The organism is Campylobacter sp. JMF_04 NA10 (assembly GCF_027737655.1).
In the GTDB taxonomy this organism is placed as follows: domain Bacteria; phylum Campylobacterota; class Campylobacteria; order Campylobacterales; family Campylobacteraceae; genus Campylobacter_B.
The window spans coordinates 96,356-110,248 of sequence record NZ_JAOVTZ010000004.1; the positions used below are offsets into that span (position 1 = coordinate 96,356).

14 protein-coding genes are annotated in these 13,893 nt (G+C 40.9%); 6 read left to right on the forward strand and 8 right to left on the reverse strand.

Translation table 11 applies throughout. From position 1 onward, the window contains the following. Positions 1–17: 17 nt before the first annotated feature. Together OFO12_RS06530 and OFO12_RS06535 are read right to left on the reverse strand one after the other, a co-directional pair. The gene (locus OFO12_RS06530; RefSeq protein WP_270869906.1) at positions 18–1,496 is read right to left on the reverse strand and encodes an SLC13 family permease; all 1,479 of its coding nucleotides are present in this window, start codon (positions 1,494–1,496) and stop codon (positions 18–20) included. Between the two features lie 264 nt (positions 1,497–1,760). Then, a complete protein-coding gene (locus OFO12_RS06535; RefSeq protein WP_270869907.1) occupies positions 1,761–3,209 on the reverse strand; it encodes a hypothetical protein in 1,449 nt (482 codons plus the stop codon). A gap of 135 nt (positions 3,210–3,344) precedes the next feature. Between OFO12_RS06535 and OFO12_RS06540 the strand changes: the two genes are divergently transcribed. Both OFO12_RS06540 and recJ read left to right on the forward strand, forming a co-directional pair. Then, entirely contained in the window at positions 3,345–4,976 is a 1,632-nt protein-coding gene (locus OFO12_RS06540; RefSeq protein ID WP_270869908.1) for a CTP synthase, read from the forward strand. After that, positions 4,966–6,543, forward strand: a complete 1,578-nt coding sequence (gene recJ / locus OFO12_RS06545; RefSeq protein ID WP_270869909.1) for a single-stranded-DNA-specific exonuclease RecJ — start codon at positions 4,966–4,968, stop codon at positions 6,541–6,543. The genes OFO12_RS06540 and recJ overlap by 11 nt, the downstream gene beginning before the upstream one ends. A 43-nt stretch (positions 6,544–6,586) precedes the next feature. On the opposite strand, the gene OFO12_RS06550 is transcribed toward recJ, so the two are convergent. From OFO12_RS06550 to OFO12_RS06570, 5 genes are all read right to left on the reverse strand, one after another. Then, positions 6,587–6,925, reverse strand: coding sequence for a hypothetical protein (locus OFO12_RS06550; RefSeq protein ID WP_270869910.1), 339 nt, complete (start codon positions 6,923–6,925; stop codon positions 6,587–6,589). After that, positions 6,922–8,139: a hypothetical protein gene (locus OFO12_RS06555; protein WP_270869911.1), complete on the reverse strand. Its 1,218-nt coding sequence runs from the start codon at positions 8,137–8,139 to the stop codon at positions 6,922–6,924. The genes OFO12_RS06550 and OFO12_RS06555 overlap by 4 nt, the downstream gene beginning before the upstream one ends. A gap of 8 nt (positions 8,140–8,147) precedes the next feature. Beyond that, positions 8,148–8,396: an HP0495 family protein gene (locus tag OFO12_RS06560; protein ID WP_270869912.1), complete on the reverse strand. Its 249-nt coding sequence runs from the start codon at positions 8,394–8,396 to the stop codon at positions 8,148–8,150. Continuing rightward, on the reverse strand, positions 8,383–8,847 hold the full coding sequence (moaC, locus tag OFO12_RS06565; protein WP_270862857.1) for a cyclic pyranopterin monophosphate synthase MoaC: 465 nt from the start codon (positions 8,845–8,847) through the stop codon (positions 8,383–8,385). The genes OFO12_RS06560 and moaC overlap by 14 nt, the downstream gene beginning before the upstream one ends. A 226-nt stretch (positions 8,848–9,073) precedes the next feature. Then, entirely contained in the window at positions 9,074–9,559 is a 486-nt protein-coding gene (locus tag OFO12_RS06570) for a hypothetical protein (RefSeq protein ID WP_270869913.1), read from the reverse strand. Positions 9,560–9,672: 113 nt separating this feature from the next. Between OFO12_RS06570 and OFO12_RS06575 the strand changes: the two genes are divergently transcribed. From OFO12_RS06575 to OFO12_RS06590, 4 genes are all read left to right on the forward strand, one after another. Then, positions 9,673–10,116, forward strand: coding sequence for a hypothetical protein (locus tag OFO12_RS06575; RefSeq protein WP_270869914.1), 444 nt, complete (start codon positions 9,673–9,675; stop codon positions 10,114–10,116). Between the two features lie 100 nt (positions 10,117–10,216). Continuing rightward, on the forward strand, positions 10,217–11,059 hold the full coding sequence (locus tag OFO12_RS06580) for a DUF3737 family protein (RefSeq protein ID WP_270869915.1): 843 nt from the start codon (positions 10,217–10,219) through the stop codon (positions 11,057–11,059). A gap of 1 nt (position 11,060) precedes the next feature. Next, positions 11,061–12,230 carry a MalY/PatB family protein gene (locus tag OFO12_RS06585; RefSeq protein ID WP_270869916.1) on the forward strand — a complete coding sequence of 390 codons (1,170 nt, stop codon included), beginning with the start codon at positions 11,061–11,063 and terminating at the stop codon, positions 12,228–12,230. Positions 12,231–12,294: 64 nt separating this feature from the next. Then, entirely contained in the window at positions 12,295–12,588 is a 294-nt protein-coding gene (locus OFO12_RS06590; protein WP_270858709.1) for an HIRAN domain-containing protein, read from the forward strand. Positions 12,589–12,819: 231 nt separating this feature from the next. Here OFO12_RS06590 and OFO12_RS06595 read toward each other — a convergent pair whose 3' ends face one another. Beyond that, a complete protein-coding gene (locus OFO12_RS06595) occupies positions 12,820–13,476 on the reverse strand; it encodes a hypothetical protein (protein ID WP_270869917.1) in 657 nt (218 codons plus the stop codon). Positions 13,477–13,893: the final 417 nt, after the last annotated feature.

Sequence of the window (13,893 nt, forward strand, 5' to 3'; positions counted from 1 at the left end):
AATCTCGCAACTAAATTTTATGCAAAAAATAGATAAACATAAAGCGATACTATCACCGCACCAGCAAAGGCTAGGTAAGCACCTGCTTTAATCATATCCATTTGTTTAATCATGCCAGTGCCAAAAACTAGGGCATTTGGCGGAGTTGCTACTGGCATTACAAACGCACAACTTGCGCCGATACCAATTACGATTGTAAGTGTTTCTTTCGGCAAGCCCATGTGAGCTGCTACGCCCGCAAATACAGGCACCAAAAGCGCAGCCGAGGCAGTGTTACTAGTAAATTCTGTAAGGCAGATGATAAATACAGCAGTTACAAGCAATACCAAATACACAGGCGCGTCTTTGAAGGTATCAGCTACTAGGTTTCCTAGCACGCTAGAAGCCCCTGACATGCCTAGCACCGCACTTAGCGTTAGTCCTCCACCAAATAGCATTAAAACACCCCACTCTGTGTTTTCAGCCACATCGTGCCATTTAGCAAGACCTAGCATTACCACAGCGATTGCAGCGCACACAGCGACATAGGAGTCGTCGATTTTAAAGCCGATTACCTTGCTAATGTCTTTTGAGAAAATCCACGCAAACGCAGTGATTACGAAAACTATGACGGTAAGTATGCGCTTGTTGTTCCATGGAATTTCTTCGAGCTCAATCTCTACTTTGTGATTTAAATTTGGGCGGAAGACCAAATATAGCACCACTAACATTAATGGAAGCATTAAAAGCATTACCGGAAGTCCAACCTTCATCCAATCAGCGAAATTCCAGCCCAAAGCCTCGGCTGCGATAATGTTTGGCGGTGAGCCAACAATCGTGCCAAGTCCTCCGATACTAGCTGAATAGGCAATTCCTAAGAGTAAAAAGACGATTGTGCCACGATCTTCTTTTTTCTTTGCGTCTAAATTTGCGCAAATTCCAAGCGCAAGCGGTAACATCATCGCAGCAGTTGCGGTATTTGATACCCACATTGATAAAAGCGCAGTTGTAATACATATCAAAATCGCAGCCACGCCAAGGCGTCCGCCAGCTTTTTGGATAAGCCATGTTGCGATTTTTTTGTCGAGTTTTTGCATGTGAAGTGCCGTAGCTAGGGCAAATCCACCAAAAAATGTAAAAATCGTAGGGTTTGCGAAATTTGCCAAGGCGTTTTTTAGCGTCAAAGCCGTAAATTCGCCGTCTTTGCCAATTTTGCCAATCCCAATCGCCACAGCCAAAACTGGCACCATAAGCGCTGTAATCGTGATATGCACAGCCTCTGTAAGCCACATAATCGCGATAAATGCCAAAAGCGCCAAGCCCTTTTTGACATTTGGCTCAAACGGCAAGACATTGTAAAGCGCAAATGCGATCAACGCCGCTACTATCGCAATGATAATGCCACGCTTCGGAAACGAATCAACATCGGTTAGTTGCGCTACTTCCGCAACTTCTTCCGAGTTTTGCGGTTCTAGGTCTGGGAAGTTGTGCCCACGCACCTTGATTTGATCAGGCATGTTACTCCTTTTTTGTAAGATTTTGTGAATAATACAAAATTAGGTTGGAAATTTATTAAAATTGCGTTAAATAAAATTTGAAAATTTTTTTGTGCGTTACTTATGGTAACAAAATTTTAAAATTTGGCGAAATTTTAAAATTTTTATAAAATAATATTAATAAATTTTATCCTTTAAATTTGATTTAAATTACAAATTTTCACAAATTTAAAATTTAAAATGGTCAAATTTAAACGCTCCCCGCGCATAAATTTGACCTAAAAATTATTGAAGTGGGATATTTTCGCCGTTTAGTTGCAATAAATTTGAAGCCTTATCGTAGCTAAAATCAAGCCTTACGCCATTTCCCTCAGGGCGTAAAAACTGCGCCGAATACAGCTCGATTAGCGGTGCGAGCGGGCGCAGGCTATCGTAATCAGAGATAAACTCGCCAAGGCTTGTGTCGATTTTAGCACTTCCGCTGGCGCTCATTTTCGCAAACAGCGTCTCTTCATCGACGAAATCGCCCACGACGCCCTTTGCGCTAAGGCTAAATTTTTTGCCGACGCTGTTTTCGAAGGACAAATTTTTCAAATTTAGCGAAATATCATCTTTGAACAAATCTCTTAAAATTTGCGGATTTTTCGCTAGTTCCTCTGCTTTGTTTTGGTTTGCAAATGCAAGCTCGCGGTAAAGTTTCTCGCTCATAGCGATGTCGCTATCGATCGCGACATTTCGCACTAGCACATCTGCGACTTTGAGGCTTGCTATGCGCGATTTATCGTCCATAAAGTATTTTCCGCCACTAACCTTAGTCTCGCCCTCGCTAGAAGCGTCATTTGCGACGATAAATCTATCGCCCTCCACGGTAATTAGGGCGTTTTTAAGGCTGGAAGTATAGCTCATATCAGCTAGGAAATAATCCACTAGCTCTGCGCCATTTTTGACGCCGTTTTTGTATTTCATATCGTAGTTAAGGCCCTGCATTTCGATATCCACACCCTCTACGCCATAAACGAAAAATTTATCCAAACTTAAATTTAGGGTTTTAAAAATTTCGCCATTTAAATCGCTAACTCCGCCAAAATTTAGCCCGCTTAAATTTATCATCACCCCCTCGTTTGAGTATTCGGCGTCTGCTACTTGGATAATAAATTTAATATCAGTTGCGATTGTGACGCGGTTTGTAACGATTTCCTCGGTTTTGAAAAATTGTTTTAAAATTTCAGCATAGTGTGGAGTAATGGTTTTGATTTTGCCCTCGATTTGCGCGCCATCAGCGATATTTGCGACACTGTGCGCGATAGTATAATCGTATCTAAACTCCAAATCCTGCGGGAAAATCTCATCCATTTCGGAATTTAACTTTTGCAAATCCTTAGCTTCTGCCTCGCCATGCACGCTAGCTACGACTGCGACTAGCTGATCTTTTAGGGTTTGTTTTTTAATCACGCCGGTAAAATATCCAGCAGACGAGCTATCGCCTCGGTCGAATTTACGCTCTTTAACCTCGAAAAACTGGCTATTTTCTAGCATTTGGTTAATGTATTTTTCGGCTAGCTCGCCTGCTTTGTTGCCAACTACGCTATCAATAGCCTTAGCGATAGGGTTTGCGGGCGCGCTTTGCTCTACTTTTGGCTCGTTTTGGCTCTCGCCCTTATCTTTGCTTGGCAAAAAGGCAAAACCCAAAATTAGCACGATTACAGCCACTATGGGAACAAGAAATTTTTTCACAGCTTCTCCTTAAAATTTGGATTAAATTTAAAAAGACATTGTAACCAAAAATAATAAAATTTTAAATTATCTATCTTTAACCAAAACAAAGATATAATTTCGCCATTAATCAAAATCAAAATTTAGGATATTTCTATGTCAAAACAAACGAAGTATATTTTTGTGACGGGTGGCGTTTTAAGCTCCCTTGGCAAGGGTATTGCGGCGGCATCGATTGCGACACTTTTGAAGCACTCGGGGCTTAAAGTTCGCATGCTAAAAGCAGATCCATACATCAATGTCGATCCGGGCACTATGAGCCCGCTAGAACACGGAGAGGTTTTTGTTACTGATGACGGGGCTGAAACAGACCTTGATTTGGGACATTATGAGAGATTTTTGGACGAAAATTTAAGCCAAGATAACAATTTCACCACAGGTAGAGTTTATAGCGCAGTAATCGAGCGCGAGCGCAGGGGGGATTATCTAGGCAAGACTATTCAAGTAATCCCGCATATCGTGGGTGAAATCGTGCGCCGTATCAAAAAAGCGGGCGAAGACAATGACATTTTAATCGTCGAAATCGGCGGAACCGTTGGCGATATCGAGGGTTTGCCGTTTTTGGAGGCGATAAGGGCTATGAGAGTGGAGCTTGGGCGCGCAAACACCATGAATATCCACCTAACGCTAGTCCCATATATCAAGGTCGCTGGCGAGCTAAAAACCAAACCGACCCAGCACAGCGTGGGCGAGTTGCGCCGTATCGGTATCAGTCCTGATATGATAATCTGCCGTTCGGAAATGCCTTTAAATCGAAATTTAAAGGACAAAATCGCGCTAAGTTGTGGCGTGGATAAAAACTGCGTCATCGAAAGCCCAGATAGCCAAAGCATATATCAAATTCCACTCGCATTTATGAGTCAAGGAATTTTAGAGCCGATTGCAAGCTTCCTAAATTTTGGCGTTTTAAAGCCAGATATGAGCAAATGGGACAGCCTAGTCAAGCGCGTAATCGCTCCGACTAATGAGACCACAATCGCATTTGTAGGCAAATATATCGACCTCAAAGAGAGCTACAAATCCCTAACCGAGAGCATTATCCACGCAGGGGCTACTCTGGATACTAGGGTAAATTTAAAATGGATTGATAGCGAAAAAATAGAAGAGTCAAATTTAGATGAAATGCTAAGCGATGTAAATGGCGTGCTAGTAGCTGGGGGCTTTGGCGTGCGTGGCGTAGAGGGCAAAATTTTAGCCATAAATTACGCTAGGACACACAAAGTGCCGTTTTTAGGCATTTGCCTTGGTATGCAACTGTGTATAATCGAATTTGCACGAAATGTGCTAGGCATAAAGGACGCAAATTCAATCGAATTTGACGAAAACACCAAAAGTCCGCTTATTTATCTCATCGATAGCTTTATCGATGCAAGTGGCAAAAAACAAATCCGCACGCACAAAAGTCCGCTAGGTGGGACTATGCGCCTTGGCGGATACGACTGCGATACCAAAAAAGGCTCACTGCTAGCCAAAATTTACGATGGCGCAAAGACCATTAGAGAGCGCCACAGACACAGATACGAGGCAAACCCTGAATATAGAGCCAAATTTGAAAAAGAGGGTTTGATCGTATGTGGCGAATCAAACGGCCTAATCGAGGCGGTGGAGTTAAAAAATCATCCGTTTTTTCTAGGTGTGCAGTTTCACCCAGAATTTACTAGTCGCTTAGTGCGCCCAAATCCTGCGATTTTGGGCTTTATCGAAGCTTCTATTAAAAATGTTAGGTAAAAACGAAGTAAGGGAAATTTTACAATCGAGGTTTGCAAATGATAAACACACAAAACTTAGTGAAATTCCCTTACCAAGCCAGCTCAAAGATATCTATAAGGCTGCATTGCGTATAAAAACTGCCATTGATGAAAATGAACGCATAGCAGTCGTGGGTGATTACGATGTCGATGGTATCGTAAGCACCGTGATTATGAGCGACTTTTTTAACCAAATCGGCGCAGATTATGTCATAAAAATCCCGAACCGCTTCACTGATGGATACGGGCTAAATAACGAAATAATCGACGAATTAGAGGGTATCGGGCTAATAGTTACCGTTGATAACGGCACTTCGGCGATAGAAGCAGCGCAAATTTGCGCTAAAAAGGGCATTGATTTAATCATCACAGATCACCACATGCCACCACCAATCCTGCCAGAAGCCTACGCTATCGTCAATCCAAAACAACCAGACTGCACCTTCCCAAATATCGAAATTTGCGGGGCGCAGGTCGCGTGGTATCTAGTGGGTGCGCTCAAAGAAACTCTTGGCGTGAATTACGATATGTCTAGCCTAATGGATATCCTAATCATCGCTATAATCGCCGATATGATGGAGCTTAGAGATATGAATAGGGCGCTTTTGCGCTATGGTATAAAAAAGCTAAACAACTCAAATCGGGCTTGTTTTAAGGCGATTAAAGAGCATTATTTCAAAAAACATTTCGAATTCGACGATATTAGCTACACGATTGCCCCGCTGATTAACTGCACGGGGCGCATGGACGATGCGACGATGTCGTATAAATTTCTGTGCGCGCGCGATATCAGAGAGGCAAATCAATACCTAAAAATGATAGATAATATTAATAATTCTCGTAAAGAAGAAGAAAAAGCTCTTTACGAGCAAATCGCGCAAAGTATCAACGAAGACGACAATATTATCGTGGTTTGGGGTGATGAGTGGCACGAGGGGATTATCGGAATCGTGGCTTCGCGCCTAAGCAAAACTTACAAAAAACCAGCGATTGTTTTTAGCGTGCATGAGGACCGCGCCAAGGGAAGTGCTAGGAGTGTGGGGAAATTTGATATTTTAAATTTAATCTCATCGCAGGCTGAAATTTTAACCACTTACGGCGGACACAAAGGTGCAGCTGGTGTAGGGATAGAGCCTGCGAATTTGGAGGAATTCAGGCGCAGGGTAAATGCGAAAATCACGCCTGATGATTTGGAGGATTTCAGGGCGGCGGACGATTTGCTAGGAGAGCTAGAAGTTTCGCAAATCGACTTTGAACTGCTTGAAATTTTGGAATTTTTCGAGCCTTACGGGCAGAAAAATCCAAAGCCTGTCTTTAATATCTGTGGCGCGAGCGTGGGCAATGTGCGCCAAATTGGCAAAGAGGGCAAACATATCAAAATGAGTATCCAAAAAAACGGCGCCAGCGTCGAGGCGCTGTGGTTTAACTATGATTTTTTGCCACGCGAAAACCAGAGAGTGGATTTGATTTTTAGCATAAATAAAAATAATTTCAGAAGTGTAATCTCGCCAGAACTTGTGATAAAGCAGATGAGCCCGACTGAGTAAGCCATGAAATTTGGGTTAAATTTAGCGTGAATTTAGCCCAAATTTAGGATTTTTTCCATTGTTTTACCTCCATTACATCTCCCATCATATCTTCATCGCCCTCTTCTTCATCAAGCCACCACCACTCTTTCACATTATCGATAAACCATTTTTCCTTTATCAAATAAACATAAGCAAAACTGCCTAAACTAGAAAAACCATTTTCGCCCCTAATGGCATAATATGTGTTTTTGTCTTGCTTTTGCATATTGCACTCTTTGGCGATTTTATCAATCTGTGCGTAAAGCGTTTCTGGGCGGTATTTGCCCTCGCGCAGGATTTTTTCCTCGTCAAGGACAAATCTCGTTCCCATTAGCGGATAGGTGCTATTTTCGTCCCTCATTTGCTCTCGCCTTTGTTTTTCATCTTTGCAAGTGCATCAAGTGCGCTTTCGTAGGCTTTTTTGCTGATTTCGCGCGCTTTTTGGCTCATATTTTTCGCCATATCCGTTTTGATTTCGCTAAGCTTCTCGCTCATTTCCTTTTTAAAGCTACCGAATTTCTCATCAAGCTCGAAATTTTCGATAATCCTTTCGCCCTTTTCCTTCCATTGCGCGCTTAGATCTTTGGCCTTTTCGCCAAATTTCATTTCGCTGATTTTATCGCTTAGCGCCTCGCCAAGTTCTCCATAAATTTTCTTAAATTTCGACAAATATCCGCCAAATTCCTCTTGCGCTAATTTTTCGATTTCGCTTTTGGCTGGCTCGCCAGCGCGAGAGATTGCGTCGCTTAAAACAGCCGTGAAAATGTCGCTAGTCTGGGCGATTTGCGCCTTTTTTTGCTCCAAGGTCTGCACACTCTCATCAGGGCTCACGCTCATATCGTCTAGGTATTTTTCAGCCACTTTGGTGATCGCATCATACACGCCAAGCACGGCTCCTCGGATTAGTGCTGGGGCAGTATTTTTGCTCTCATTTGCCACGAAAATCGCACTTTCGATGATGAGTTTGGCTATCTCTTTTAGGCGGAAGCGGGTAAATTCGCCCTCGCTAATAGCGTAAAATGCGATATTTTTCGCCGTATAATGAGCCGTATCCTCGATATCATCGCCGTTTTCTAGCACGCTGATAAACGCCATTTCGCTAGCTTCCTTCAAAACATCGGCAAGCAAAAGCGAGTTTTTGCTAAGCTCGCCAAGAGCGTCAGCGACTATGATTTTTTCATTTTCGCCCAAATTTGGGAGCAAATTTTCGATTTTTTCGTAGCCGTTTTCGACTAAATTTAAAAGCTCTCTTTGTGAGGCTAGGATTTTTTTGCGCAAATCGTCGTATTCGTAAAACAGGCTATAAAGCTCCTTTTCGCCCTCTTCGCAAAGTGCCTTTTTCGCGCCGTTTATGACAGATTTGGCGTTTGATTTGTTTAAAATTTCAAGCTCACCTAGCTTGGCGCAAAGCGCGCTAGTAAGGGTTGCAAATTTAGCAGTTTTCTCATCTTTACTTAAATTTCTAAATTCGCTTTCGCACGCCAAAAATGCCAAATTTTCGATACTTTCAGTAATTTGTGCCTCGCTTGCGCTGCGTAAATTCTCGCCAAATTTCGCTACTAATTCCTCTTTCATACTCTCTCCTATAATACAAATTTAAAATTTTTCTTTAATTTCTCAAAAACGCCCAGCCTGTGAGCCTCGTTAGCCACCAAGACCGAAATATCAAAGCTTGCGTATTTTCCGCCGTTTGAAAATTTCGAAAATTTCAGGCTGTATTCCTCGCTAGCTAAAACCTCGTCAATCTTTTCTCTTTTTTGCGTGGCGCACTCGATGATGACCTTGTATTTCCACTGCGCCGGATAGGCGATTACAGGCTTACTCTCTAACATACACGCCACTTTTGCCACCCTCTTTGCGCTCTAAGATTATGTCTGAAATGCGCATTGATTTATCCACGGCCTTAACCATATCATAAATGGCTAGTAAGCCCACGCTCACGCCGGTTAGAGCCTCCATTTCGACCCCTGTTTTACCAGTAATTTTTACCGTAACATAGAGTTTAAAAGCGTTTGGCAACTCTTCAATTTGCGTTTTTACCGAATTTATCATTAGCGGGTGGCACATTGGGATTAATTCGCTTGTCTTTTTTGCCCCCATGATAGCCGCTACAACGGCGGTTTGAAGCACGGGGCCCTTTTTGCCATCGCCCTCTTTGACTGCGCGAAATGCGGCCTCGTTTAGGTGGATTATCCCGCTGGCTGTGGCGGAGCGTTGGGTGTCGTCTTTGGCGCTGACATCGACCATGCGTGGCATATTGTTTTCGTCTATGTGTGTTAGCATTGATTTTCCTTGGAATTTGATTTGGCGGGATTATAGCAAATTTTTGGGCATAAAAAAAGCCTAGACCCGAAAGCCTAGGCAAATACAAAAAGGAGGTTTTTATCTTGTCGGACAGGGGGATTATACTACTAGTTTGGTAAATAAATGATTAATATGTGATATAAAAATGATAATTTAAGTATATTTTAATATGCGAAATTTGGGAATTTCGCATATTTTTTTATTTTCAGACTTTAAACATTTTCATCAATGTGCCAAGATCAAGCCCAGCTTGCCCACCATTATCTGCGCCAAAACCAGCCTTGTTTCCGCCACCGATGATATTGCCGAGTATCCCGCCTAAATCGTTCATATCGATTTTGCCGTCGCCGTTTGTGTCAAATTTCGCCACAGCAAGCTTGCCGATAAGCGCGGTAAAATCTACGCCTGATTTATCTACTGAGTTTGCGTTTGCTCTCTCTCCACCGCCTAAAAGTCCGCCTAGCACAGCTCCAATCATATCGCTGCCGCCGCCATTACCCATAGCATTTGCTGTGTTGCCTTTCAAAAAGTTATTGCTAACGCCGGCGATTAGGGCATTTACTTGATCATCAGGTAGATCAACACCTAAAAATTTCTCGATAAATGCAGTAGGGTTTGCTTGGAAATTGCTGACATTTCCCTCGTCGCTTTTTAGCGCAGAAACCATTTTCATAAGTGCGTTTAAATCCATAATAGCTCTCCTATCATTAAAAATTTGGCTGATATTTTAGCAAAATTTTAATAACAATCATTAAAATTTACCTTTTTTACCTAAAATTACGCAAAAATTTTCAAGGAGAAAAAATGAAAAAATTTTATCTTGTTTTGGCGATTTTATGCGGTTTAACTCACGCAAACGAGGATAGCGACAAGCTATTTGGGGATACTAAAATTTCCTTGCCGTGCGATTTAAACACAGCCTCGTGCATTAGCAATGCAGGTGGCGAGAGTGCGAGCTTTGCAATCATACCAGCGCCGATTGTAGCGATGAGCGAGAGCGAGGTTGTGGTTAGCGGGATTTTGCGCGAGCTAAAAAATCCAACCCTAAAAATCAAAGGAATTAGCATGAATATGGGAAATTTCGAAAGCCCGCTTGTCCGCTTTAACGACGGCTCATACCACGCCAAAATCATGGTCGCAGCCTGCCATAGCCCTATCATGCGCTACAAACTCGAAATTTTCGAAAATGGCGAAAGCACAGGGCATTTTATCTATTTTGATTTGCGCAAAACGCCAAAACACAAATAAATCAAAATTTTGCATAATTAGGCAAGAATTTTGCAATATTGTTCTATTAAAATTTTAAAAATTTTGGTATAAAAAGGTAAATTTATCACAAGGAAAATTTATGCAAACATTAAAACAAATGCGATTTAGTGGCGAAAGAGCACTTTTTGGCGCGAAAAATTTAAAAATAGAAAATTCTGTTTTTTGCGACGGCGAATCACCGCTGAAAGAGAGCTCTGACATAATCGTGCAAAACTCAAAATTTGAGTGGAAATATCCGTTTTGGTATGCGAAAAATATCGAAATCTCAAACTGCCTTTTCGATGAAATCGCGCGCGCAGGTATCTGGTATAGCCAAAATTTAAGGCTAAGTGATTGCGTATATGGCGCGCCAAAGGGGCTTCGCAGAGTGAAAAATGCGCACATTGAAAATGTCCAATTCACTGACGCGCTAGAAACCCTGTGGCACTGCGAGGATATCGTGCTTAAAAATATCAGCGCAAAAGGCCCATATTTCGGGCTTGATTGCCAAAATTTAGAGATAGAAAATTTAAATCTTTTTGGCGATTATTGCTTTGACGGCTGCAAAAATGTAAAAATAAAAAATTCAAAACTTCTTAGCAAAGACGCGTTTTGGAACTGCGAAAATATCCTAATCGAGGATTGTTTCATCGCGGGCGAGTATTTTGGCTGGAATTCCAAAAATGTCACGCTCAAAAATTGCAAAATCGAAAGCCTGCAAGGATTTTGCTATATGCAAAATTTACGCCTAGAAAACTGCGAACTCATAAACACAACCTTGGCGTTTGAATTTAGCGATGTGCATGCCGAAATCATCGGCGAAATCGACAGCGTGAAAAATCCGCGCTCAGGGCTAATCAAAGCCGCCAAAATCCGCGAGCTGATCCAAGACGGCGCGACAGACGCGAGCAAAACAGAGATTATCACTGAATTAAGGGCGTAAAATGGCGTATGAATTTGACAATCTGCCAAACCGCGCTGGCACAAAATCGCTAAAATGGGAAGTAGGTGAGGGCGAGCTTGCAATGTGGGTTGCGGATATGGATTTTGCCGTAGCACCAGAGATTTACGAGGCATTAAAAAATCGCCTAGAAGAGCGCGTGTATGGATATAGCGTGCTAGATGAGCAGTGGGAAAACGCCTATACTTCGTGGTGGAAAAGGCGCCATAATTACGAAATCAAAAAAGGCTCTTTAACTTACGCTGGTGGCACGCTAGCAGCGATAAATTCGCTAATTCGCAAGCTTAGCGCGCCCGGGGAAAATGTCGTAATCCTAACGCCTGTTTATAACTGCTTTTTTTACTGCATTAAAAATATGGGCAGAAATACCCTTTCTTGCGAGCTTAGATACGAAGAGGGCGAGTATTTCATCGACTGGGGAAATTTGGAATTTTGCCTAAAAGACCCGCAAACATCGCTATTACTTCTTTGCAATCCGCACAATCCTATCGGCAGGACCTTGCGCAAGGACGAGTTAATGAGAATCGGCGAGCTGTGCGAAAAATACGGCGTCATCGTCATCAGCGATGAGGTGCATTGCGATATTACTGAGCCCGGTGTAAATTACACTCCATTTGCCGCTGCTAGCGAGGTTTGTGCGAATTTAAGCGCAAATATCATAGCTCCCACAAAGGCGTTTAATATCGCTGGTTTGCAAACAGCGGCTGTTTTTACCCCAAATCCAAAACTGCATAAAAAAGTCAGTCGCGCGCTAAATGGCGATGATATCGCAGAGCCTAGCTTTTTTGGGCTAATTGCGGCGATTTGTGCGTTTGAGCGGGGCGAAGCGTGGTTGGAAGAAATGAGAGCGTATGTGAGCGCAAACCGAGCTTTTGCCAATGAATTTATCGCGCGCGAACTGCCAAAAGTGCGTAGCGTAGCACAAAATGCGACATATTTAATGTGGCTTGATGTAAGCGGGTATTGCGATGAGAGCATGAAATTAGCCAAATTTATCCGCCAAAAAACAGGGCTTTTCCTAAGCCATGGCGCGCAATACGGCAAGGGCGGAGAGAAATTTTTGCGATTAAATATCGCAACTTCGCGCAAAAATGTGATTGATGGTCTATCTAGGCTAAAAACTGCGCTTGATTTGTGGGAAGGGCAAATTTAAATTTCGACATAATATGTCAAAATTTCACGCTAAAATAGTGGAAATTTTAGGAAAGGAGCGCGAAATGAAAAAGATTTATTTCACAATCACTGGGCTAAATTTCTACTATGGGTGGGAATTTTTGAAGGAAAATATGGTCGTAAATCTCGAAAAAGAGCCAGATAATAAATACGACCGCGAGGCAATCGTCGTGAAATTGGAGGGTTTTGGCAAAATCGGCTATGTCGCAAACAGCACCAAAACTGTCATCGGCGAGAGCATGAGTGCAGGCAGGCTTTACGATAAATTTAAGAAAAAGGCAAAAGGTAAAGTTTTATTTGCGAGTGAGCGGGGCGTGATTTGCCGTTTTAAGGGCTAAAATTTAGGCGCAAAATTTGGTGAAATTTTGAAATTTGATAGAATTTTGAAATTTAAAGAAATTTGGTAAATTTGGGGCGAATTTGTTACATTTAAAAACGAACATATATATTTGCTCGAAATTAAATCAAAAATTGCAATTTCGCCCTGCTTATACGAGATAGAACATCAATCGTGCTGTTTTGTTGCATTTTTAGCTGCAAAAGGAATTTCATTTTTAGTTGAATTATCATCAGGCATTTTCTTCCTCCTTATTAAATTTTATTGATCCAATTAAAAAATACCCTTTTGTAAATTCATTAAATTTTATATCATTAAAATAGTTTGAAATTTTTTTGTTGTCTTCTAAACTAAGATGAAAGCCGTTTTTTTCAAAAATAATATATTTTTTTTCGCAAAAACGATTTAAAATTTTAAAAACCAAATTTTCCACAAATCTAATACAACACGCCACAGGTCGAATAAATATATCTGTGAAATTTATATCATCTGGTGATGGAAATTTTCCAAGTACAGGTTTGTTTGAGTATGTTATGTTAGCATTATTTAAATCCATTTTATATCGTTTTTTATTTCCGTTTGCATCATAAAAATCATATTCTATGTAGTTATCATAAATTTTAGCAACTAATGGCATTTTTTTAATTTTTTGTATTAACTTAATATTGTCAAATATTAAAATAAATGCACCACAAAGCGTAAATCCAATCCCACCTTTTCTATACAATTCTTTTAATGGATCATCATGCGAAATACAAAGCAATACAAAACACACAATTAAACAAAACATAATCCACGGAATTGCCCCAGCAATGCGAGCTTTAATGAACCAATTATTTTCTATGATTACAAACTCTTCTGATGTATTGTTATTTTCTTTATTTCCCAAGTTTTTTCCCTTATTTTTTAAAATCTATCACATTTAACTAAATTTATACTTAAATAGTAAAGTATCTCTCTCGACATATTTTACGATATTTTAAGATATACTCTTAAAATAATTTAAAATTTAAATTTATACAACTAATAGATTTTAAATCTCTTATTTATCGCTTATTTATAGGCTTATGATAGCACGATTAAGAGAAAATTCGCCAAAAATCGAACTAGAATTTAAAAGTTTAGATACAACCAAATTTGCTCTTTACTGACGAGAATTTTCGCTTGTGCCAAATGCAAACAATGTGTTAGAGAACTTTTGCTGATTTAAATACTACAACAAGAAAATTCATAAATTTTAACTATTAATCTAAATTTTAAAGTGGTGCATTTTTCTTCGACGCTAGTGGTGCATTTTTTGCTAGAC

Excerpts from the sequence above, each read along its gene's own strand:
- OFO12_RS06550 (WP_270869910.1), bottom strand. The coding sequence starts at position 6,925 with ATGAGGGACGAAAATAGCACCTATCCGCTAATGGGAACGAGATTTGTC.
- recJ (WP_270869909.1), top strand. The coding sequence starts at position 4,966 with ATGTTAGGTAAAAACGAAGTAAGGGAAATTTTACAATCGAGGTTTGCA.
- OFO12_RS06580 (WP_270869915.1), top strand. The coding sequence starts at position 10,217 with ATGCAAACATTAAAACAAATGCGATTTAGTGGCGAAAGAGCACTTTTT.
- OFO12_RS06575 (WP_270869914.1), top strand. The coding sequence starts at position 9,673 with ATGAAAAAATTTTATCTTGTTTTGGCGATTTTATGCGGTTTAACTCAC.
- OFO12_RS06590 (WP_270858709.1), top strand. The coding sequence starts at position 12,295 with ATGAAAAAGATTTATTTCACAATCACTGGGCTAAATTTCTACTATGGG.
- OFO12_RS06530 (WP_270869906.1), bottom strand. The coding sequence starts at position 1,496 with ATGCCTGATCAAATCAAGGTGCGTGGGCACAACTTCCCAGACCTAGAA.
- OFO12_RS06570 (WP_270869913.1), bottom strand. The coding sequence starts at position 9,559 with ATGGATTTAAACGCACTTATGAAAATGGTTTCTGCGCTAAAAAGCGAC.
- moaC (WP_270862857.1), bottom strand. The coding sequence starts at position 8,847 with ATGCTAACACACATAGACGAAAACAATATGCCACGCATGGTCGATGTC.
- OFO12_RS06585 (WP_270869916.1), top strand. The coding sequence starts at position 11,061 with ATGGCGTATGAATTTGACAATCTGCCAAACCGCGCTGGCACAAAATCG.
- OFO12_RS06555 (WP_270869911.1), bottom strand. The coding sequence starts at position 8,139 with ATGAAAGAGGAATTAGTAGCGAAATTTGGCGAGAATTTACGCAGCGCA.
- OFO12_RS06540 (WP_270869908.1), top strand. The coding sequence starts at position 3,345 with ATGTCAAAACAAACGAAGTATATTTTTGTGACGGGTGGCGTTTTAAGC.
- OFO12_RS06560 (WP_270869912.1), bottom strand. The coding sequence starts at position 8,396 with ATGTTAGAGAGTAAGCCTGTAATCGCCTATCCGGCGCAGTGGAAATAC.